Origin of the sequence: Ralstonia sp. UNC404CL21Col, assembly GCF_000620465.1 — a bacterium.
Classification (GTDB): domain Bacteria; phylum Pseudomonadota; class Gammaproteobacteria; order Burkholderiales; family Burkholderiaceae; genus Ralstonia; species Ralstonia flatus.
Map to the genome: position 1 here is coordinate 250,127 of NZ_KK211140.1, position 19,518 is coordinate 269,644.

The 19,518-nt window shown below is 65.0% G+C and carries 17 protein-coding genes and 1 tRNA gene; 9 read left to right on the forward strand and 9 right to left on the reverse strand.

The annotated features are described in order from the left end of the window. Window positions 1–157 precede the first annotated feature (157 nt). The 4 genes from N511_RS0119115 to N511_RS0119130 are packed head-to-tail and all read left to right on the forward strand — an operon-like array spanning window position 158 to window position 3,757. Window positions 158–1,093, forward strand: a complete 936-nt coding sequence (locus N511_RS0119115; RefSeq protein ID WP_027680740.1) for a branched-chain amino acid ABC transporter permease — start codon at window positions 158–160, stop codon at window positions 1,091–1,093. Window positions 1,094–1,106: 13 nt separating this feature from the next. Next, window positions 1,107–2,234 carry an ABC transporter permease subunit gene (locus N511_RS0119120; RefSeq protein WP_027680741.1) on the forward strand — a complete coding sequence of 376 codons (1,128 nt, stop codon included), beginning with the start codon at window positions 1,107–1,109 and terminating at the stop codon, window positions 2,232–2,234. 13 nt (window positions 2,235–2,247) lie between these two features. Further along, a complete protein-coding gene (locus N511_RS0119125) occupies window positions 2,248–3,024 on the forward strand; it encodes an ABC transporter ATP-binding protein (RefSeq protein ID WP_004632013.1) in 777 nt (258 codons plus the stop codon). Between the two features lie 16 nt (window positions 3,025–3,040). Continuing rightward, entirely contained in the window at window positions 3,041–3,757 is a 717-nt protein-coding gene (locus N511_RS0119130; protein WP_004632015.1) for an ABC transporter ATP-binding protein, read from the forward strand. Between the two features lie 66 nt (window positions 3,758–3,823). On the opposite strand, the gene N511_RS0119135 is transcribed toward N511_RS0119130, so the two are convergent. The 3 genes from N511_RS0119135 to N511_RS0119145 all read right to left on the reverse strand — a co-directional run bounded on the left by N511_RS0119135 (window position 3,824) and on the right by N511_RS0119145 (window position 6,888). Beyond that, window positions 3,824–4,300: a GNAT family N-acetyltransferase gene (locus N511_RS0119135; protein ID WP_027680742.1), complete on the reverse strand. Its 477-nt coding sequence runs from the start codon at window positions 4,298–4,300 to the stop codon at window positions 3,824–3,826. Window positions 4,301–4,379: 79 nt separating this feature from the next. Next, window positions 4,380–5,567, reverse strand: coding sequence for an acetylornithine transaminase (locus N511_RS0119140; protein ID WP_027680743.1), 1,188 nt, complete (start codon window positions 5,565–5,567; stop codon window positions 4,380–4,382). Between the two features lie 271 nt (window positions 5,568–5,838). After that, the gene (locus tag N511_RS0119145; protein WP_027680744.1) at window positions 5,839–6,888 is read right to left on the reverse strand and encodes a CDP-6-deoxy-delta-3,4-glucoseen reductase; all 1,050 of its coding nucleotides are present in this window, start codon (window positions 6,886–6,888) and stop codon (window positions 5,839–5,841) included. 79 nt (window positions 6,889–6,967) lie between these two features. On the opposite strand from N511_RS0119145, the gene N511_RS0119150 reads away from it, so the two are divergent. Together N511_RS0119150 and N511_RS0119155 are read left to right on the forward strand one after the other, a co-directional pair. Next, window positions 6,968–7,969: an NAD-dependent epimerase/dehydratase family protein gene (locus N511_RS0119150; RefSeq protein ID WP_027680745.1), complete on the forward strand. Its 1,002-nt coding sequence runs from the start codon at window positions 6,968–6,970 to the stop codon at window positions 7,967–7,969. A gap of 1 nt (window position 7,970) precedes the next feature. Further along, window positions 7,971–9,635 carry a sensor domain-containing diguanylate cyclase gene (locus tag N511_RS0119155; RefSeq protein ID WP_027680746.1) on the forward strand — a complete coding sequence of 555 codons (1,665 nt, stop codon included), beginning with the start codon at window positions 7,971–7,973 and terminating at the stop codon, window positions 9,633–9,635. A 9-nt stretch (window positions 9,636–9,644) separates the two neighbouring features. On the opposite strand, the gene N511_RS0119160 is transcribed toward N511_RS0119155, so the two are convergent. Then, window positions 9,645–11,462, reverse strand: a complete 1,818-nt coding sequence (locus N511_RS0119160; RefSeq protein WP_027680747.1) for a chloride channel protein — start codon at window positions 11,460–11,462, stop codon at window positions 9,645–9,647. A 4-nt stretch (window positions 11,463–11,466) separates the two neighbouring features. Then, a complete protein-coding gene (locus tag N511_RS0119165) occupies window positions 11,467–11,904 on the reverse strand; it encodes a MarR family winged helix-turn-helix transcriptional regulator (RefSeq protein WP_027680748.1) in 438 nt (145 codons plus the stop codon). Window positions 11,905–12,147: 243 nt separating this feature from the next. Between N511_RS0119165 and N511_RS0119170 the strand changes: the two genes are divergently transcribed. From N511_RS0119170 to dkgB, 3 genes are read left to right on the forward strand one after another with little or no spacing between them, the layout of a single operon-like run. Next, complete coding sequence (locus N511_RS0119170; protein ID WP_027680749.1) at window positions 12,148–13,092, forward strand: TIGR03571 family LLM class oxidoreductase; 945 nt, start codon at window positions 12,148–12,150, stop codon at window positions 13,090–13,092. Continuing rightward, entirely contained in the window at window positions 13,089–14,291 is a 1,203-nt protein-coding gene (locus tag N511_RS0119175; protein ID WP_027680750.1) for an MFS transporter, read from the forward strand. The genes N511_RS0119170 and N511_RS0119175 overlap by 4 nt, the downstream gene beginning before the upstream one ends. Window positions 14,292–14,314: 23 nt before the next feature. Then, a complete protein-coding gene (gene dkgB, locus N511_RS0119180; RefSeq protein ID WP_027680751.1) occupies window positions 14,315–15,121 on the forward strand; it encodes a 2,5-didehydrogluconate reductase DkgB in 807 nt (268 codons plus the stop codon). Window positions 15,122–15,204: 83 nt separating this feature from the next. On the opposite strand, the gene ilvD is transcribed toward dkgB, so the two are convergent. The 4 genes from ilvD to N511_RS0119200 form a co-directional block, all read right to left on the reverse strand. Further along, complete coding sequence (gene ilvD / locus N511_RS0119185) at window positions 15,205–17,064, reverse strand: dihydroxy-acid dehydratase (RefSeq protein WP_027680752.1); 1,860 nt, start codon at window positions 17,062–17,064, stop codon at window positions 15,205–15,207. A gap of 203 nt (window positions 17,065–17,267) precedes the next feature. After that, window positions 17,268–17,352 (reverse strand) — tRNA-Leu (locus tag N511_RS0119190). Window positions 17,353–17,418: 66 nt separating this feature from the next. Beyond that, window positions 17,419–18,303, reverse strand: a complete 885-nt coding sequence (locus N511_RS0119195) for an NAD(P)-dependent oxidoreductase (protein ID WP_027680753.1) — start codon at window positions 18,301–18,303, stop codon at window positions 17,419–17,421. 21 nt (window positions 18,304–18,324) lie between these two features. Beyond that, window positions 18,325–19,494, reverse strand: a complete 1,170-nt coding sequence (locus tag N511_RS0119200; protein ID WP_027680754.1) for an ABC transporter substrate-binding protein — start codon at window positions 19,492–19,494, stop codon at window positions 18,325–18,327. Window positions 19,495–19,518: the final 24 nt, after the last annotated feature.

A 19,518-nucleotide genomic window follows, 5' to 3' on the forward strand; every position in this document is an offset into this window, starting at 1 on the left:
TTTTATAGCCTCGCCAGTTACACAAGGCCCTCACCATGGGCGCGTTCGGCAGGCCGCTTACCAGCAACCTCACCTTACCCATCCGATTGATCGCATACCTTGCGGGCACGTCATCCCGTCGCCTACAACAAAGCAAGGCATAGCAGGAGCTGTTCTCATGGATATCTTTATCCAGCAGATCGTGAACGGTCTGGTGCTCGGCAGCATTTACGCGCTGATCGCACTTGGCTACACCATGGTCTACGGTATTCTCGGCATCATCAACTTCGCCCACGGCGATGTTCTGATGGTCGGTGCAATGTCTGCCCTGACCGCCATCAACTTCCTCCAGAAATATTTCCCCAATCTGCCTGACTGGCTCACGCTGGTGTTCGCATTGCTGTTTGCAATGCCGGTCTGCGCCATCGTTGCCTACACCATTGAACGTGTCGCTTACCGGCCGCTGCGCAATGCGCCGCGCCTGGCGCCGCTGATCACCGCCATCGGCGTGTCGATCGTGCTGCAGACGCTGGCGATGATGATCTGGTCGCGCAACCCGCTGACCTTCCCGCAACTGCTGCCTTCGAACCCGATCGATATCGGCTCCACGGGCGCGACCATTACGGGCAAGGAAATCGTCATCATCGTGGTGTCGATCCTGGTCATGGTCGGGCTGATCCTGCTGGTCAACCGCACCAAGCTCGGCCGTGCCATGCGCGCGACCGCCGAGAACCAGCGTGTGGCAGGCCTGATGGGCGTCAACCCGAACTTCGTGATCTCCGCCACCTTCATGATCGGTGCTGCCATGGCAGCGGTTGCCGGCGTGATGATGGCAACCAACTACGGCAACGCCCACTTCTACATGGGCTTCATCCCCGGCCTGAAGGCGTTTACCGCCGCGGTGCTGGGCGGCATCGGCAACCTGGCTGGCGCCATGGTCGGCGGCATGCTGCTGGGCCTGATCGAAGCACTGGGTGCCGGTTATATCGGCGATCTGACTGGCGGTGTGTTCGGTTCGAACTACCAGGATGTGTTCGCATTCATCGTGCTGATTGGCGTGCTGCTGTTCCGCCCGTCCGGCATCATGGGTGAACGCGTTGCGGACCGCGCATAAGAAGGGGAGCGCCATGACAGAAAATTTCAAAGCGCCGATGAAGACGCGCGCCGCGTTGTACGGCTTCCTGATCCTTGCGATCTTCGCGCCGTTCATCGTGGGCGCCGCAGGTGGCAACTACTGGGTGCGCGTGCTGGACTTCGCACTGCTGTACATCATGCTGGCCCTGGGCCTGAACATCGTGGTGGGCTTTGCCGGCCTGCTCGACTTGGGCTACATCGCGTTCTACGCGGTCGGTGCCTACATGATGGCGTTGCTCGGTTCGCCGCACCTGACCAACCAGTTCGAGTGGATCCACAACCTGTTCCCCAATGGGCTGCACCTCATCGTCTGGTGGGTGATTCCGCTGGGTGCCGGGCTTGCGGCGCTGTTCGGCATTCTGCTGGGCACGCCGGTGCTGAAGCTGCGCGGTGACTACCTCGCCATCGTGACGCTGGGCTTTGGTGAAATCATCCGGATCTTCATGAACAATCTCGACCGCCCGGTGAACATCACCAACGGTCCGAAGGGCATCAACCTGATCGAGCCGGTCAAGATCTTCGGGTTCGACTTTTCGAAGCGCCACGATTTCTTCGGCATCCGCTTCGACTCGGTCTACATGTACTACTACCTGTTCGTGATCCTGGCCGCGATCATCATCATCGTGTGCCTGCGGTTGCAGAACTCGCGTATCGGTCGTGCATGGGTGGCGCTGCGTGAAGATGAAATCGCCGCCAAGGCGATGGGCATCAACACGCGCAACATCAAGCTGCTGGCCTTTGCGATGGGTGCCTCGTTCGGTGGTGTGTCGGGTGCGATGTTCGCGTCGTTCCAGGGCTTCGTGTCGCCGGAATCGTTCGTGCTGTGGGAGTCGATCTACATCCTGGCGATCGTGGTGCTGGGCGGTATGGGCCATATCCCGGGCGTGATCCTGGGCGGCATTCTGCTGGTCGGTTTCCAGGAGTTGCTGCGTGCGCTGGCCGAGCCGGTGCAGAACAAGCTGTTCGGCCATGTGATCGTGGAAGCGGAAGTGCTTCGTCAGCTGCTGTTCGGCCTGGCGATGGTGGTGGTGATGCTGTATCGCCCTGCGGGCCTGTGGCCCTCGCCGCGCAAGGAAGACCGTCCGCAAAAGCAGCGGGCTGGTGGACTGTCCCGTATCTGATGGAGGCACGCACATGAGCAACAACAACGTCCTCCTCTCTATCCGAGGAGTCCAGAAGCGTTTCGGCGGCCTGCAAGCGCTGTCCGACGTGAGCCTGGAAATTCGCGAAGGCGAAATCTACGGTTTGATCGGCCCGAACGGCGCCGGCAAGACCACGTTCTTCAACGTCATCACGGGGTTGTACACGCCGGATGCCGGCGAATTCGTGCTCGGTGGCACGCCGTACCAGCCGACCGCCGTGCATGAAGTGGCCAAGGCTGGCATTGCGCGCACGTTCCAGAACATCCGCCTGTTTGGGGACATGACTGCGGCGGAAAACGTCATGGTCGGCCGCCACGTGCGCACCAAGGCCGGCCTGATCGGCGCGGTGTTCCGCACCAAGGCGGCACGCGAGGAAGAGCAGTCGATCGAAGACTGGGCGCACGACCTGCTGGATTACGTCGGCATCGGCAAGTACGCCAACTACACGGCGCGCAACCTGTCGTACGGTCACCAGCGTCGCCTGGAAATCGCCCGTGCCCTGGCCACGCAGCCCAAGCTGCTGGCCCTGGACGAGCCTGCCGCCGGCATGAACGCCACGGAAAAAGTGGAACTCCGCGGCCTGCTCGACAAGATCCGTTCCGACGGCAAGACCATCCTGCTGATCGAGCACGATGTGAAGCTGGTGATGGGCCTGTGCAACCGCCTGACCGTGCTGGACTACGGCAAGGTGATCGCACAAGGCCTGCCGCAGGAAGTGCAGAGCAACCCGGCCGTGATCGAGGCCTACCTCGGCGCGTCAGCGCACTGACGCAGAGGAACGGAATATGAAACCAGTAATGTTGAAGATCGACAGCCTGAAGGTCGCTTACGGCGGCATCCAGGCGGTCAAGGGCGTGGATCTGGAGATTCGCGAAGGTGAGCTGGTCACGCTGATCGGTGCCAACGGCGCCGGCAAGACGACCACCATGAAGGCCATCACCGGCCTGCAGGGCTGGGCCGGCGGTGATGTGCAGTATCTGGGCAAGTCCATCAAGGGCGTGCCCAGCTACAACCTGCTCAAGCAGGGTCTGGCGATGGTGCCGGAAGGCCGCGGCGTGTTCGCGCGCATGACCATTACCGAGAACCTGCAGATGGGCGCCTTCACGCGCAACGACGAGGCCAACATCAAGGCCGACATCGACCGCATGTTCGGCATCTTCCCGCGCCTGAAGGAACGTGCAAACCAGTTGGCCGGCACGATGTCGGGCGGCGAGCAGCAGATGCTGGCCATGGCGCGTGCGCTGATGAGCCAACCGAAGCTGCTGCTGCTGGACGAGCCGTCGATGGGTCTCTCGCCGATCATGGTGGAGAAGATCTTCGAGGTCGTGCGCGACATCTCGGCGCAAGGCGTGACCGTGCTGCTCGTTGAGCAGAACGCGCGTCTGGCGTTGCAGGCTGCGCACCGCGGCTACGTGATGGACTCCGGTCTCATCACCATGAGCGGCGATGCCAAGCAGATGCTCGACGACCCGAAGGTGCGTGCCGCCTACCTGGGCGAATAAGCACCCTCAAGCATCATGAAGAAGCCCCGCAATTGCGGGGCTTTTTCTTTGCGTGTGCCCGACGTTTCAGGGCGACGTTGCTGTGTAGATGTTCGGCCGATGCAATTGCATGAAGCCAATGCCTTCGGGCACATCGGTGAAGCCGTGCTTGCGATAGAGCCAGTCGGCGCCCGTGGTGACCAGCACTGTACGGCGCAGCGTCTGCAGGTCAGGATGCTCACGCAGAAAATCCATCAGCGCGTGCGCGAGGCCTTTCCCACGCCACGCCGGCAGCACGAACACATCGCACAGATACGCAAACGTCGCGCGGTCGGTAATGACCCGTGCAAAGCCTACGAGGTCGCCATGCGAGCCATCGTCGTTCCGACGATAGGCGGCGAAGCACAGCGAGTTCGCGACCGATCGGTCGAACACCTCTCGCGGCAGACCGCGGGCCCAATACGTTTCCTGCGAAAGGAAGTGGTAGATATGGTCCAGCGGGAGCCACGCGGAATCATCGGACAAAACGATCCCCGTGGCCGGAACTTCTCGCGTCACGGCCATGGCAAACCTCAGAGTGGGAACAGGGGTAAGGCGATGCAGGGCGACGCATTGCGCGCCGCCCCAAGTAATGCGGCGCGCCTTAGGCGTGCGCCTTCAGCAGCGTGCGCAGCATGCCGATCATCGTGTCGATTTCTTCAGTCGTCACGTTCAGCGCGGGCATGAAGCGCAGGATGTTCGGACGCGGGGCGTTCAGCAGCAGGCCCGTCGGGTTCATCTCGCGTGCCGCTTCAACCAGTTGACCGCCGATGTCCTTGCCGAGCAGCAGCGCGCGCAGCAGGCCGTTACCGCGCTCGCCGGCCAGGCCGAACTCTTCGCTCAGTTTGAGCAGTTGCGTGCGCAGATAGGCGCCGCGTTCTTCCACGCCAGCCAGAAAGCCTGGCGCCAGCAGTTGCTCGATCACCGAGCAGCCGACCGCCGTCATCAGCGGGTTGCCGTTGTAGGTGCCGCCCTGGTCGCCGGCTTCGAAGCTCGCCACTTCATCGGTGCACAGCAAGGCCGACAGCGGCACGCCGCCGCCGATGCCCTTGCCCAGCGTCATGATGTCCGGCTCGATGTTCGAGAGCTGGTAGGCGAAGAGCGTGCCGCAGCGGCCGCAACCGGCCTGCACTTCGTCGACGATCAACAGGATCTTGTGCTTCTTGGTCAGCGCGCGCAGTTGCTGCATGAATTCCGGCGTGGCCGGCAGCACGCCGCCTTCGCCTTGCACCGGCTCAAGCATCACGCCGACCGTCTCGTCGGTGATGAGCGCTTCGACCGAGGCGATGTCGTTCAGGATGGCCTTCGGGAAGCCCGGCACTTGCGGGGCGAAGATGGTGTCCCAGCCTGCCTTGCCGGATGCGCTCATGGTGGCGAGCGTGCGGCCGTGGAAGCTGTGGTCGAACGTGATGATCTGGAAGGCGCCGTTCTTATGCTTCTTGCCCCACTTGCGGGCGAGCTTGATGGCGCCTTCGTTGGCTTCGGCGCCGCTGTTGGCGAAGAACACCTTGTCGAAGCAGCTGTGCGCCGTCAAGAGGCCGGCCAGCTTGGCCATCGGCTCGTTGTAGAACGCCGGGCTCGGGTTGATCAGCTTCTTGGCCTGCGCGTTCAGCGCTTCGATCATGCCGTCGTTGGAGTGGCCGAGGCAGTTGACGGCCCAGCCTTGCACGAAGTCCAGGTATCGCTTGCCGTTGTGGTCCGTCAGCCACGAGCCCTTGCCTTCGGTGAAGACGATCTCGGGCCGGTTGGTGATGTACATCAGGGACTGGACGGGGTAGTCAGCAAACGCCATGGCAAAGCTCCAGAAAAAGGCGGCAGGAAGATGAAAAACCGAAAAAACGCGCGTTGGAAAAAGACAAAGGCCACGGGGGGCGCCCCGTGGCCTTGTGATCGTCGAATCCTGTGAACCCGATATGCAATCAGCAGACAGCCGCGTGGCTTCCCGGAGGGAGCAACGTACGGCGGCGTCGGAGGTGCAGGGCTTGGTTCATAAGGCGCAAGAATAAGACGGATGCCAAGTCAAGTCAAAACGAAATTTTGGCCTTCTTTGGATTTGTGCAACGTCAGCCGGCCGGATGGAGATCGGCCTCCGAGGTGAACGAATCGGCGAAGAATGCGTCCGGATGCATTCCGCACTGGGCAGCGAAGTCCGTGCGGGCCGAGTTGATCACCACCGGCGCGCCACAGGCGTAGACCTCGTGCCCCGACAGATCGGGGTAGTCGGCCATCACGGCCTGGTGAACGAAACCGGTGCGGCCCGTCCAGGCGTCTTCGGGCAGGGCGTTGGAGACGACCGGCACGTACGTGAAGTTCGGCAGCGTGCGCGCCCATTCTTCGGCCTTGGCGTGCATGTACAGGTCTTGCGGGCGGCGGCCGCCCCAGTACAGCGTCATCGGGCGCGTGCTGCCGATGAACTGGGCATGCTCGATGATTGCCTTGATGGGCGCAAAGCCGGTGCCCGAGGCCAGCAGGATGATCGGCTTGTCGGATTCTTCACGCAGGAAGAAGCTGCCCAGCGGACCTTCGAAGCGCAGGATGTCGCGCTCCTTCATGGCCGGGGCGCCTTCCTTGGCGCCAAACACGTAGTCCGTAAACGCGCCGCCCGGCATGTGGCGGATGTGCAGCTCGATCGGGCCGTCGTCGTGGGGCGGATTGGCGATCGAGTAGCTGCGGCGCTTGCCGTCGCGCAGGAGAAATTCCACGTACTGCCCGGCCAGAAATTGCATACGCTCGGTGGCAGGCAGTTGCAGCTTGACGATGGTGACGTCCGGCGCGGCCTTCTCCAGCGACGCGACACGGCATGGGATCTTCTTGATGGGGACATCGCCGGCGCCGTGCACTTCGCGCACTTCGATGGTGACGTCCGTGGCAGGCGTGGCGCAGCAGAACAGCGCGCGGCCTTCGGTGGCCTCCTGGGCGGTCAGCGCGTTGGGCGAGTGGTTGCCCTGAACGATGGAGCCCTCGCGCACCTGGCCCTTGCACGAGCCGCATGCGCCGTTCTTGCAGCCGTACGGCAGGCCGATGCCCTGGCGCAGCGCTGCTGCAAGGATGGTCTCGCCGTCTTCGGCCTGGAACTGGCGGCCGCTGGGCAGCACGTTGATCTGGTAAGCCATCTACAATCCGAATATGTTGAAAAGAGTGTCTGGTCGCCCTGATGGGCATGCAATGGTGGTCAATCCGGCAGCACGTCCGATGGTGAATCAGTCAGTCGCTCGGCCATCCAATCCTGCACCACGTCTGGGACGCCCGCGCGTGCTGATCGTCGGCTGCGGCGATGTCGGGCAGCGCTGCCTGACGTTGCTGCGCTCGCGTTTTCGCGTCTTTGCCGTCACCTCGCGCCTTGAAGGTCGCGCTTCGTTGCGCGAAGCGGGTGCCGTGCCGATTGTCGCCAACCTGGACGATGCCGCGTCGCTGCAACGGCTGCGAGGGTTGAGCCCCCGCGTGCTGCATCTGGCACCGCCGCCCGCAGTTGGCAACGATGATCCGCGTACCGCCGCGCTGCTGCATACGCTGGCGCAACCGTCCCCGAATTCCACCGCCACAAAACGTCGCATTTTACCCGAGCGGGCGCACAAGTCTGGTGGCCTCACTGGCCGCTTGAAAACCCGCCTCCAAGCGCGTGCGTTTGTCTATGCCAGTACCAGCGGTGTCTACGGTGATGCGGGAGGCGCCTGGGTAGACGAAGCCCGGCCCGTGAAGCCCACCACGGCGCGTGCGCAGCGCCGGGTCGCCGCCGAGCGCCGCGTGCGCTGGTTCGGCGCGGGCGGCGGCTGGCGCACGTCGATCCTGCGCATTCCCGGCATTTATGCGGCGGATCGGCTGCCCGTTGCGCGGCTGCAGCGCGGTACGCCCGCCCTGCGCGCGGAGGATGACGTCTACACCAACCACATTCACGCCGACGACCTCGCGCGCGCTGTCATTGCCGCGCTGTTCCGGGGCCGGCCGCAGCGCGTCGTGCATGCGAGCGACGCCTCGGAGCTGCGCATGGGCGATTACTTCGACGCCGTGGCCGACGCACGCGGGTTGCAGCGGCCGCCGCGCATTTCGCGCGCCGAAGCGGCTCAGCAGATCGAGCCGGCGCTGCTGTCGTTCATGAGCGAATCGCGCCGGCTGCGCAACACGCGGCTTGCGCGTGAACTGCGGGTGGCGCTGCGCTACCCGACGGTCGCGGATTTCCTGGGCAGCGAGGCCTGACATGAAGGTGCCGGCGCCCGCCCCAACGTCGTCGCATGGCGCCCGGCTGCGCATTGCGCGATGGGCGCTTTGGCTGTCTGCGGCGCTGGTGGGCGTGGGTGTCTCGTGGTTTGCCGCCTGCTTCGTGGCCGATTCGATGAGCGCGCGCGACGTGCAGCAGATGGTGGATGCGCGGCGCCAGTTGGGCGCCCAGGTGGCGGAGGGGATGTCGAGCCAGATCACCGCCGACGTGGCCCTGCTGCGCGCGCTGCCGCAGACGCTCGCGCAGATCGACGCCATCCCGCGTGCGGTGCAGCGTGTCGACACCCGGCGCTGGAACCTGATGGACCAGGGCTCGCGTGCGGAACAGGCGATGTCGCATCCCGAAGTGGTCGACATCGACGCATTCCTGAATGCCACCGCCGGCAATCTCGGGCTGGACTACGTGTGGGTCGTGAACCAGAACAATTACGTGGTGCTGGCCAACAATGCCGGTCGTGCCGATTCGTTCGTCGGCGTGCAGTCGAGCATGCAGCCGTATATGAAGGAGGCGATGCTGGGCGGCCTGGGCGAGCAGTTCACGGTGGGCCGGGTGACGGGCGTGCCGGGCCTGTTCTTCGCCGCGCCGGTGTATGACGCGGGTGGATACCTGATCGCGGTGATGGGCACCAAGGTGAGCCTCGCGCGGTTGCAGCACTGGGTATCGCATCCGACATCGCTGGTGACTGATCCGAATGGGCTGATCATTCTGTCGACCGATGCGTCGCTGGTCGGCAAGATCCTGCCCGATGCGCGCCTGCAGCGCATGGGCGCCAGCGACCGGTACAACGCCTACCAGCGCGTCGACTTCGAGCCGTGGCCCTATCAGCCGACCGCGAAGGCGCATCCCGACGTGCCGAGCTGGGTGCCGGCCGAGGTGCGCGATACGTTGGCCTGGCGCGAGGGCAGTGCGATTCCATCGCTCACCGTGTCGCGCAATGCGAGCGCAGACCTCACCGTTGTCGTGGCCGAGCCGCTGCCGGCGTGGGGGCAGCAGATCGCCAACCATGCGCGCAATCGGATGATCGGGTTCGTGCTGTTCGTGAGCGTGCTGGCTACGTTCGTGCTCGTGGCGTGGTCGTTGGTGCGCGAGCGGCAGCACCACCGTGTGACGCGCCATCTGAACCAGCGGCTGCAGCGCACCAACAGCGCACTCGCCAATGAAGCGCATTTCGACCATCTGACAGGTGTTCTGACGCGCCGCCGCTTCCTGGCGCTGTTCGACACGGTGCTCGCGCGTGCCCACAATCGCGCCGAACCACTCGTGCTGGTGCTGGCCGATCTGGATCACTTCAAGCGGATCAACGACACATGGGGCCACGCTGTGGGCGACATGGCGCTGCAGCGCTTTGCGTCGCTTGCCACGGGCGTGCTGCGCAGCAGTGACCTGGTTGGGCGGTTGGGCGGCGAGGAATTCGCCATGGTGATGGGCCGCACCACGCTGGAAACCGCCACCGAGGTGGCCGAGCGCCTGCGCACCGCGGTGGCCGAGAGCGACGAAAGTTTTCCGACCGGGCTCTCGATGACGGTCAGCATGGGCATGACGGTCTGCCGGCCGGGCGATACCGCGTCGGAAATGCTCAAGCGCGCCGATCTGGCGCTGTATCGCGCCAAGGAAAGCGGGCGCAACCGGCACGTGGCCGGCTGAGCGTTGGGACTAGCGCGCCGCGCGGCCCGCGCGACGACGGCGAAGTTCAAGCTGCGTGCGTGCGCCCGACAGCGGCACACGGCGGAAGCGTTCACGGCGCTGTTCTTCATCGAAGAATGCCAGCGATGGTTTGACCAGATCGCTGCGCGAGACAATGCCCACCAACGCGCGCGACTGCGAATCGGCCACCACCGGGAGCCGCTCCAGCCCATGCACCGCCAGCCGCGTGGCAACGATGCGGCAGGTCTCGCCCGGCAACGCCATCACGGGGGCGTTCGCGCCAAACAATTCGGCCACGGTGACGGCGCCGCGCTTCTGGGCCGCCAGCAGCGCATCGCGGTCGAGCATGCCGATCAGCCTGCCATTCGGACCGCCTTGCACCACGGGAAATGCACGGTGCGCCTGTCTGACGCCAAAGCGGTCGGCGAGTGTATCGGCCAGCGTGGCCTGTGCGTCGATGGTCTGCACGGAACGCGTCATCACCTCGTCCACGGCGTGGCGCTCGAGCGGATCGACAGCGTATTCGCGATAGATGTGGAAGCCGCGGCGCGCGATCTTCTCGGTCATGATCGAGCGTGGCATGGTCAGCACGACAAAACCGTAGGACACCGCGACCGCAAGCAAAATCGGCAGCAGCGCATTGACATCGTGCGTGAGCCCAAAGGCGAAGACGATGGCCGTGAGCGGGGCGCCCAGCACACCGGCCAGCATGGCGGCCATGCAGACAAGCGGCCACAGGCCCGGATCACCGCCCGGCAGCACAGGCCCGACGAGCACACCAAGACCAGCGCCCATCATCAGCAGCGGAGCGAGCACACCGCCCGACGTGCCGGAGCCCAGCGCGATTACCCAGATGATGGCCTTGACCACCAGCAGCGCCAGCGCCACGCGGATGGCGAGATGGTTGTGCAGCAGGTCGCCGATGACGTCGTAGCCGACGCCCAGGGCGCGCGGTTCGAAATAGCCGCCAATGCCCACCACCAGGCCGCCGATGGCCGGCCACCACATCCAGTGGATCGGCAGGCGGCCAAACAGGTCTTCGGTCTTGTACAGCGCCATCGACAGCGAGCGCGCCAGCGCGCCGCACAGCAACCCGGCGATCACGCACGAGCCCAGCGCAGGCAGCGTCGCGGGCGCGGTTTCCAGCGGGAAGAGGGGGCCGGGCTCCAGCACCAGCACACGGAGGAAGCCCGCCACCGCGCAGGCCACCGCCACGGGCAGCATGCTGCGCGGGCGCCATTCGAACAGCAGCAGTTCCACCGCCAGCAGCAAGGCGGCGACGGGCGTGCCGAACACGGCCGTCATGCCAGCGGTGGCGCCGGCCACCAGCAGCGTCTTGCGCTCGGCGGCGGTCAGCTTGAAGAACTGCGCGAACAGCGAGCCGATCGCGCCGCCGGTCATGATGATCGGGCCTTCCGCGCCAAATGGCCCGCCGCTGCCGATCACGACGCCCGACGACAGCGGCTTGAGCACCGCCACCTTCGGCGACATCTTGCTCTTGCCGAACAGGATCGCTTCGATGGCCTCGGGAATGCCGTGCCCGCGGATCTTCTCCGAACCGAAGCGCGCCATCAGCCCGACGACGAGCCCGCCGATGAGCGGCACCGCAATCACCCAGGCGCCGAGCGTATTGGTGGCCGGCGATCGATCCGCCAGCGACAGCGTCTGGAAAAAGAACAGGTTGGTGAAGAAGCGGATCAGGTGGAGCAGCACCGTCGCCGCCAGCGTTGCAAACGCAGCGATGACGACAGCCAGCGCCGTGGTGCGGAACAGCGTGGTGTCCGTTGCAAAGTCGCGCCGATGCTGTGGGTGTTCAACGTTGTGCATGACGTTACTGCTCGGCCGTGGGTTCGGCAGGTTGATCGAGGTGCGGAAGCTTGAAGGCGCGGCTGAAGGCCGACAGCTCGCTCTGGTGCAGCTCGGCCAGCAGCGCAACGAGGTGATCGCCCTTTCTGGAAAGATGCACTTCCACCTGGCGCGCGTCGGTATCGCTCTGACGGCGCACGACCAGGCCGGCTTCTTCGCAACGCGTGACGAGCGCCGCCGTGCCGTGCGGCGCCGCCTGCAGGCGCTCGGCCAGTTCGCCAACGGTGGCCCATTCGCGCCCGGCATAGCCTTTCACGTGCAGCAGCAGTTGATACTGCAGCGGGGTGATGCCCTTGGCCTGGATCAGATCTTCGGACGCGCGCAGGAAGCGGCGCAGGTGGTAGCGGAAATTGGAGAGATTCTCGAAATCCTGCTTGGACAAAGGGCGTGCGGAAGTGGACATGGCGCAAATAATGGGTTTGCGGCCGAATATATCACTATGTGACATATATTGGAAAGCCGACGCGCGCGCTGTGCTGACACCCTGCAGTGCGCCCCAATCCACATGCATTGTTGATTGACAATCAAGACTGTTTCGTCGGCGGACGGGTTTTTCTGCAAAGGTGGAACCCGCACACTGCCATCCATGCTCATTACGCCGGTCGCAGGCGCTGTCTCTTCAGCGCCGTTTGAACCGGTCACAACCATGTCCCCCGCACTCGACAAACTGACACACGGCGGCTTCAGCATCGGCATCGAGTTGCCGCTCGACAACGATTGGTCCCCGGCCGGCGACGCGAAGCGCCTGCGTGACGGGCGCCGTCACGGTGTCCCTGATCTTGAACACCACGCGACGCTCGCCAAGCTCGCTGATTCGCTCGGTTTTCGTGCCCTGTGGGTGCGCGATGTGCCGGTCTACGACCCGGCGTTCGGCGATGCGGCGCAGGTGTTCGAAGTGTTCTCGTACCTCGGCTACCTGGCCGGCATCACGCGCAACATCCTGCTCGGCACGGCCGCCGTGGTGCTGCCGTTGCGCGAGCCGCTGCTGACGCTCAAGTCGGCCGCGACGATCCAGGAGTTGAGCGGCGGTCGTCTGCTGCTCGGCGTGGCCAGCGGTGATCGGCCTGTCGAATATCCGCTGTTCGGCCGCGACTTCGAGTCGCGCGGCGCCAACTTCCGCGACCAGATCGCGCTATTGCGTGATGGCGCGCGCGACAGGTTGCCCGCCGGCTTGGAAGTTCTTCCGGCCGTGCGCACGCCGGTTCCGCTGCTGGTGGCCGGCCTCGCGCAACAGACGCCGGCCTGGATCGGCGCGCACATGGACGGTTGCCTTGCCTATCCGGGCACACCGGCCGATCACGCGCAACGCGCCGCCGCATGGCGTGCCGTTGCCGGCGACAAGCCCTACGTGAGCTTCATCCACCTCGATCTGGCGGATGACCCGCACGAACCGCTGCAACGTCATCGCTTTGGCGCACGCGCCGGGCGCATTGCATTGTCCGAAGAATTGGCGGCGATGCGTGAGGCCGGTGTGCAGCATATCGGGCTGCATTTCCGCCGAAATCGTCGCCCGCTTGCTGAAACGTTTGCGGAAATCGCGGCAGAAGTCCTGCCCGCTTTCCATTCCTCTGCCTTGGAGTACACCGCATGAATTCCATCCAAACTTCCACCGAGCGCGAACGCAGCAGCGCCACGCTGCCACTGCTCGCGCTTGCCGCCGGCGCCTTTGGCATCGGCACGACCGAGTTCTCGCCGATGGGCCTGCTGCCCGTGATTGCCGACGGCGTGCATGTATCGATTCCGCAGGCCGGCATGCTGATCAGCGCATACGCCATCGGCGTGATGGTCGGCGCGCCGATCATGACGCTGTTGCTCGCACGCTGGCCGCGCCGCAAGGCGCTGATCGCGCTGATGAGCATCTTCACCATCGGCAATCTGCTCTCTGCTGTGGCGCCGGATTACACGACGCTGCTCCTCGCCCGGCTCGTCACCAGCCTCAACCACGGCGCATTCTTCGGGCTGGGTTCGGTGGTAGCCGCCAGCCTTGTGCCGCGGGAGAAGCAGGCCAGCGCCGTGGCAACGATGTTCATGGGCCTGACGATCGCCAACGTCGGGGGTGTGCCGGCCGCGACGTGGCTGGGCCAGATGATCGGCTGGCGCATGTCGTTTGCCGCCACGGCAAGCCTGGGCCTGATCGCCATCGCGGGCCTGTTCACCGCACTGCCGAAGGGCGATGCCGGCAAGATGCCCAACCTGCGCGCCGAGCTGGCCGTGCTGACACGTCCCGTGGTGCTTGGCGCGCTTGCCACCACGGTGCTCGGTGCCGGCGCGATGTTCACGCTTTACACGTACGTTGCCCCGACGCTCGCCCAGCTGACCGGTGCCTCGCCGGCGTTCGTGACGGCCATGCTGGTGCTGATCGGCATCGGCTTTTCGATTGGCAACATTGCCGGCGGCCGCTTGGCCGATCGCTCGCTCGACGGCAGCCTGATCGGTTTCCTCGTGCTGTTGATCGTGACGATGCTCGCGTTTCCCGTGTTGGCCAAAACGCACGTCGGTGCGGCCGCCGCGTTGCTGGTGTGGGGCATTGCCACGTTCGCGGTCGTGCCGCCGCTGCAGATGCGCGTGATGCGTGCCGCGGCTGAAGCGCCGGGCCTTGCATCGTCGGTCAATGTGGGTGCATTCAACCTCGGCAACGCGCTGGGCGCGGCAGCGGGCGGTGCGGCCATCTCCGCAGGCCTGGGCTATGCGGCGGTGCCGATTGTCGGCGCGGTGATCGCTGCGGCGGGCCTTGCGCTGGTGGGACTGCACGTCGTGCAGCGTCGGGCACGCCTCGCCATGAACCCCTGATTCGATTTTCCCTGGAGCACAAGATGAACAAGATTCCCGCTTTCGGCCTCGGCACGTTCCGCCTGAAGGGCCAGGTTGTCATCGACTCGGTTCGCAATGGCCTGGAACTCGGCTACCGCGCAATCGACACCGCACAGATCTACGGCAACGAAGCCGACGTGGGCGAGGCGATTGCCGGCTCAGGTGTGCGCCGCGAAGACCTCTTCCTCACCACCAAGATCTGGGTCGACAACTACGCCAAGGACAAGCTGGCGCCGAGCCTCGAAGACAGCCTCGCCAAGCTGCGCACCGATTACGTCGACCTCACGCTGATCCACTGGCCTGCGCCCAACAACGGCGTGTCGCTCGAAGAATTCATGACTGCGCTGGCCGACGCCAAGGCCCGGGGTTTGACGCGCGAGATCGGCGTCTCGAACTTCAATATCGCGCTGACGCTACAGGCGATGGCGGTGGTCGGCAAAGACGCCATCGCGACGAACCAGATCGAGCTGAGCCCGTATCTGCAGAACCGCAAGCTCGTCGAATTCCTGCAGCGCGAGGGCATTCATGTCACGTCGTACATGACGCTCGCCTACGGCAAGGTGCTGGGCGATCCGGTGATCGACGCGATTGCACAGCGGCACGAGGCGACGCCGGCGCAGGTCGTGCTGGCCTGGGCGATGCAGCTGGGCTATTCGGTGATCCCGTCGTCGACCAAGCGTGAAAATCTTGCGAGCAACCTGCGCGCAAAAACGCTGCAACTGACCGCCGACGACATGGCGCAGATCGCCGCGCTTGAGCGCAACGGCCGCGAGGTTTCACCAGACGGGCTGGCGCCGCACTGGGATTGAACATAGCAGCACCGCCGCAATAGAAAAAGCCGCTCCGAAGAGCGGCTTTTTTCACGTGGATCGAGCGCTTGGCCCGTGCTGCGTCAGTCGTCCAGTTGCGACAGGTCGCGCACTGCGCCCTTGTCCGCCGACATGACGAGCTTGGCGTACGCCTTGAGCGCGGCCGACACCTTGCGCGGACGCGGCTGCGCAGGCTTCCAGCCCTTGGCGTTCTGCTCTTCGCGGCGACGCGCGAGTTCTTCATCCGACACCAGCACGTTGATCGTGCGGTTGGGGATGTCGATGCGGATCTTGTCACCGTTGCGCACCAGGCCAATCGCGCCGCCTGCAGCCGCTTCCGGCGAGCAGTGACCGATCGACAGACCCGAGGTACCGCCCGAGAAGCGGCCGTCCGTCAGCAGCGCACAGGCTTTGCCCAGGCCCTTGGACTTGATGTAGCTCGTCGGGTACAGCATTTCCTGCATGCCGGGGCCGCCCTTCGGGCCCTCGTAGCGCACGACCACCACGTCGCCGGCCTTGACCTTGTCGGCGAGGATGTTCTCGACCGCTTCGTCCTGCGATTCCGTCACATGCGCCGTGCCTTCGAACACGAGGATGCTCTCGTCCACGCCGGCGGTCTTCACCACGCAGCCGTCCAGCGCGATGTTGCCCCTCAGCACGGCCAGGCCGCCCTCCTTGGAGAACGCATGTTCGTGCGAGCGGATGCAGCCCTCGGCGCGGTCCAGGTCCAGGCTGGGCCAGCGCGTGTTCTGGCTGAACGCGACCTGCGTCGGGATACCGGCCGGGCCGGCACGGTAGAACGTCTGCACGGCTTCGTCCGACGTGCGGACGATGTCCCACTGGTCCAGCGCGTCCTTCAGCGTGGGCGCGTGCACGGTGGGTGCGTCGGTGTGCAGCTTGCCGGCGCGATCCAGCTCACCCAGGATGGCCATGATGCCGCCGGCGCGGTGCACGTCTTCGATGTGGTACTTGTTCGTGTTCGGCGCAACCTTGCACAGCTGCGGCACGACGCGCGAAAGGCGGTCGATGTCGGCCATCGTGAAGTCGATCTCGGCTTCCTGCGCGATGGCCAGCAGGTGCAGGATCGTGTTGGTCGAGCCGCCCATCGCGATGTCCAGCGTCATGGCGTTCTCAAATGCCTTGAAGCCGACCGAGCGCGGCAGCACGCGCTCGTCGTCCTGCTCGTAGTACTGGCGGGCCAGTTCGACGATGCGGCGGCCGGCGCGCTTGAAGAGCTGTTCGCGGTCTGCGTGCGTGGCGACCACGGTGCCGTTGCCGGGCAGCGACAGGCCGAGTGCTTCGGTCAGGCAGTTCATCGAGTTGGCCGTGAACATGCCCGAGCACGAACCGCAGGTCGGGCAAGCCGAGCGTTCGACTTCGGCCACTTCCTCGTCGGAATACTTGCTGTCGGCCGCGATCACCATCGCGTCGATCAGGTCGAGCTTCTTGATCTCGATGGCCTTGGTGACGGGGTTGGCCAAGCGCGTCTTGCCTGCTTCCATCGGGCCGCCCGAGACGAAGATCACCGGAATGTTCAGGCGCATGGCGGCCATTAGCATACCGGGGGTGATCTTGTCGCAGTTGGAGATGCAGACCATGGCATCGGCGCAGTGCGCGTTGACCATGTATTCGACCGAGTCGGCAATGATGTCGCGGCTGGGCAGCGAATACAGCATGCCGTCGTGGCCCATGGCGATGCCGTCATCCACGGCGATCGTGTTGAATTCCTTGGCAACACCGCCCGCGGCTTCGATCTCACGCGCGACGAGCTGGCCCAGGTCTTTCAGGTGCACGTGGCCGGGAACGAACTGGGTGAACGAGTTGACCACCGCGATGATCGGCTTCTGGAAGTCTTCGTCTTTCATGCCGGTGGCGCGCCACAGCGAGCGTGCCCCCGCCATGTTGCGGCCGGCGGTGGAGGTTTTGGAACGGTATGCGGGCATTTTGGGTGCTGAAGAAAGTCGATGGTGGGGCGGGCCACGCGGATAAAGGCCCTCGCGCGCCCGTGCGATCAACCTCTTGAGCCGCGCCCGGGCGCAAAACCGCCATTATCCCACGCCGCGCTGGGCGTGTTGCCGGCTGTCATCGCGTTGCCGAACGCCCAATGAAAAAGCCGCTTCTGCGTGAACAGAAGCGGCTTGAATTCTGGTGCCCGAGGCCGGAATCGAACCGGCACGCCTTGCGGCGGGGGATTTTGAGTCCCCTGCGTCTACCAATTTCACCACTCGGGCAGGTGCTGATGAGCCGGCAATTATGCCAGAAGTCCGGCCAGGCAAACAAGGCGAGCCGGAAGACGCTCAATCCGGCTGCTGGTTGTTCTGCTGCTCGAGCACACGCAGCAGCGACGCCGTGTCGTCATACCCCCAGCCGTTGGCGACCAGCGTATTGAGCTGCGAAGCCACCAGCTCCATCGCCGGCATCTGCAGGCCGAGTTCCTGGGCGATCTCGCGTACGAGGCCGAAATCCTTGTCGTGCAGACGCGCTTCGATGCCGGCGGCAAAGTTGCGCTCGGCCATCTTGGGCCCCTCCAGGTCGAGCATGCGGCTGCCGGCAAAGCCCGGGCCGATGGCAGCCAGCACGCGCGACGGATCGGTACCTTGCGCGCGCGCAAACAGCATGGCTTCGGCAATGCCCTGGATGTTGATGACCTGCACAATCTGGTTGCACGCCTTGGCGACTTGGCCGGCCCCGTGATCGCCGACGTGCGTGATCGTCGTGCCCAGCAGTTGGAGCAGCGGCCGCACGCGTTCCAGCACATCGGCCTTGCCGCCGACCATGATCGACAGCGTGGCCTTTTGCGCCCCGGCAGTGCCGCCTGAGACCGGCGCATCCAGGAACTCCAGGCCCGCCGCTTCCAAATCGGCCGCGATCCGGCGTGTGGCGACAGCGGAGATCGTGCTGTGATCGATGCACACCGCGCCACGCGGCGCGCCATGGATGACGCCGTCCGGCCCGAGCAGCACGCTTTCCACATCGGCCGTGGACGTGACGTTGGTGAAGATCATCTCCGCGTCGCGCGCCGCTTCGGCGGGCGTGTTGACGGGCTCGGCGCCGAGGGCGCGGGCGTTGTGGGCCGCTTCCGGACGGCGCACATAGGCGCGCACGGTGTGCCCGGCGGCAATCAGGTGCTGGACCATCGGCGTGCCCATGTTGCCGAGGCCAATGAAGGCAATGCGTGTCATGGCGAATCTCTGCGTGGTGGATTAGCGCGGGCCGGCGTATGCGAAACGGCCGTTCTTGATGATGCCCATCACGCGCGAACGTTGGTCGAAGCCTTGGTGATCCTGGGCATTCAGGTTCAGCACGCCGTTGGGCACGGTCAGATCGCGCGTCGTTTCCAGCGCGTCGCGCAGGGCGGCGCGGAAGGCGGGGGTGCCGGGCGTGGCGCCGCTCTTGAGTGCCCGCGCCGTGGCGTTGTCGAGCAGCTGCCACGCGCCCCATGCATCGCCCGCGAATTGCGTGACGGTGTTGGCGCCGTACTTAGCTTCATAGCGATCGGCAAATTCCACGGCGACCTTGCGCACCGGGTGGCCGGCCGGCAACTCGCGCGCCACGACCACGGGGCCGGTCGGGAAGAGCGTACCTTCCACATCCTTGCCGCCCACCTTCAGGAATTCGGTGCTGGCGATGCCGTGCGTCTGATAGATGCGGCCCTTGTAGCCGCGCTCCACCAGCGTGCGCTGGGGCAGGGCGGCGGGGGTGCCGGCCCCGGCAATCAGGATGGCGTCGGGCTTGGCCGCCATCAGTTTGAGAATCTGCCCCGTCACGCTGGTATCGGTGCGCGCAAAGCGTTCGTTGGCCACAACGCGCAACTTGCGCACGTCGGCCAGCTTCGAGAATTCACGCCACCAGCTCTCGCCATACGCATCCGTAAAGCCGATGAAGCCGACGGTGTGCACGCCGTTGTCCGCCATGTGCTGGGTGACGAGCGTGGCCATCTGCGAATCGTTCTGCGGCATCTTGAAGGCCCAGCGGCGCTTGGCGTCCTGCGGTTCGACGATGGAGGCCGAGGCGGCGAGCGTAACCATCGGCGTTTGCCCTTCGGCCACGGCATCGAGCGAGGCCAGTGCCGTCGGCACAATCGTCGGGCCAACGATGACATCGACCTTGTCTTCGGCGATCAGCTTGCGCACGTTGCGCACGGCCATCGACGGGTCGGAGGCGTCGTCGAGCACGATCACCTGCGCGCGCTGGCCGCCGATGGTGGCCGGCCACATCTGCACGGTGTTCTTGCTGGGAATGCCGATGGCCGCGGCGGGGCCGGTGGTGGACAGCACCACGCCCACGCGGATGTCGGCTTGGGCAGGCAGGGCAAGTGCAGCAGCGCTGGCAAAGAGGGCCATGCCGCACAGCAGGCGACGTCGGGTCGTCATGGAATCTCCGGGAGGTTCGAGTGT

Bases quoted from the DNA above. Each gene is read 5' to 3' on its own strand.
- N511_RS0119115 (WP_027680740.1), top strand. From the start codon at position 158: ATGGATATCTTTATCCAGCAGATCGTGAACGGTCTGGTGCTCGGCAGC.
- N511_RS0119120 (WP_027680741.1), top strand. From the start codon at position 1,107: ATGACAGAAAATTTCAAAGCGCCGATGAAGACGCGCGCCGCGTTGTAC.
- N511_RS0119125 (WP_004632013.1), top strand. From the start codon at position 2,248: ATGAGCAACAACAACGTCCTCCTCTCTATCCGAGGAGTCCAGAAGCGT.
- N511_RS0119130 (WP_004632015.1), top strand. From the start codon at position 3,041: ATGAAACCAGTAATGTTGAAGATCGACAGCCTGAAGGTCGCTTACGGC.
- N511_RS0119135 (WP_027680742.1), bottom strand. From the start codon at position 4,300: ATGGCCGTGACGCGAGAAGTTCCGGCCACGGGGATCGTTTTGTCCGAT.
- N511_RS0119140 (WP_027680743.1), bottom strand. From the start codon at position 5,567: ATGGCGTTTGCTGACTACCCCGTCCAGTCCCTGATGTACATCACCAAC.
- N511_RS0119145 (WP_027680744.1), bottom strand. From the start codon at position 6,888: ATGGCTTACCAGATCAACGTGCTGCCCAGCGGCCGCCAGTTCCAGGCC.
- N511_RS0119150 (WP_027680745.1), top strand. From the start codon at position 6,968: ATGGTGAATCAGTCAGTCGCTCGGCCATCCAATCCTGCACCACGTCTG.
- N511_RS0119155 (WP_027680746.1), top strand. From the start codon at position 7,971: ATGAAGGTGCCGGCGCCCGCCCCAACGTCGTCGCATGGCGCCCGGCTG.
- N511_RS0119160 (WP_027680747.1), bottom strand. From the start codon at position 11,462: ATGCACAACGTTGAACACCCACAGCATCGGCGCGACTTTGCAACGGAC.
- N511_RS0119165 (WP_027680748.1), bottom strand. From the start codon at position 11,904: ATGTCCACTTCCGCACGCCCTTTGTCCAAGCAGGATTTCGAGAATCTC.
- N511_RS0119170 (WP_027680749.1), top strand. From the start codon at position 12,148: ATGTCCCCCGCACTCGACAAACTGACACACGGCGGCTTCAGCATCGGC.
- N511_RS0119175 (WP_027680750.1), top strand. From the start codon at position 13,089: ATGAATTCCATCCAAACTTCCACCGAGCGCGAACGCAGCAGCGCCACG.
- dkgB (WP_027680751.1), top strand. From the start codon at position 14,315: ATGAACAAGATTCCCGCTTTCGGCCTCGGCACGTTCCGCCTGAAGGGC.
- ilvD (WP_027680752.1), bottom strand. From the start codon at position 17,064: ATGCCCGCATACCGTTCCAAAACCTCCACCGCCGGCCGCAACATGGCG.
- N511_RS0119195 (WP_027680753.1), bottom strand. From the start codon at position 18,303: ATGACACGCATTGCCTTCATTGGCCTCGGCAACATGGGCACGCCGATG.
- N511_RS0119200 (WP_027680754.1), bottom strand. From the start codon at position 19,494: ATGACGACCCGACGTCGCCTGCTGTGCGGCATGGCCCTCTTTGCCAGC.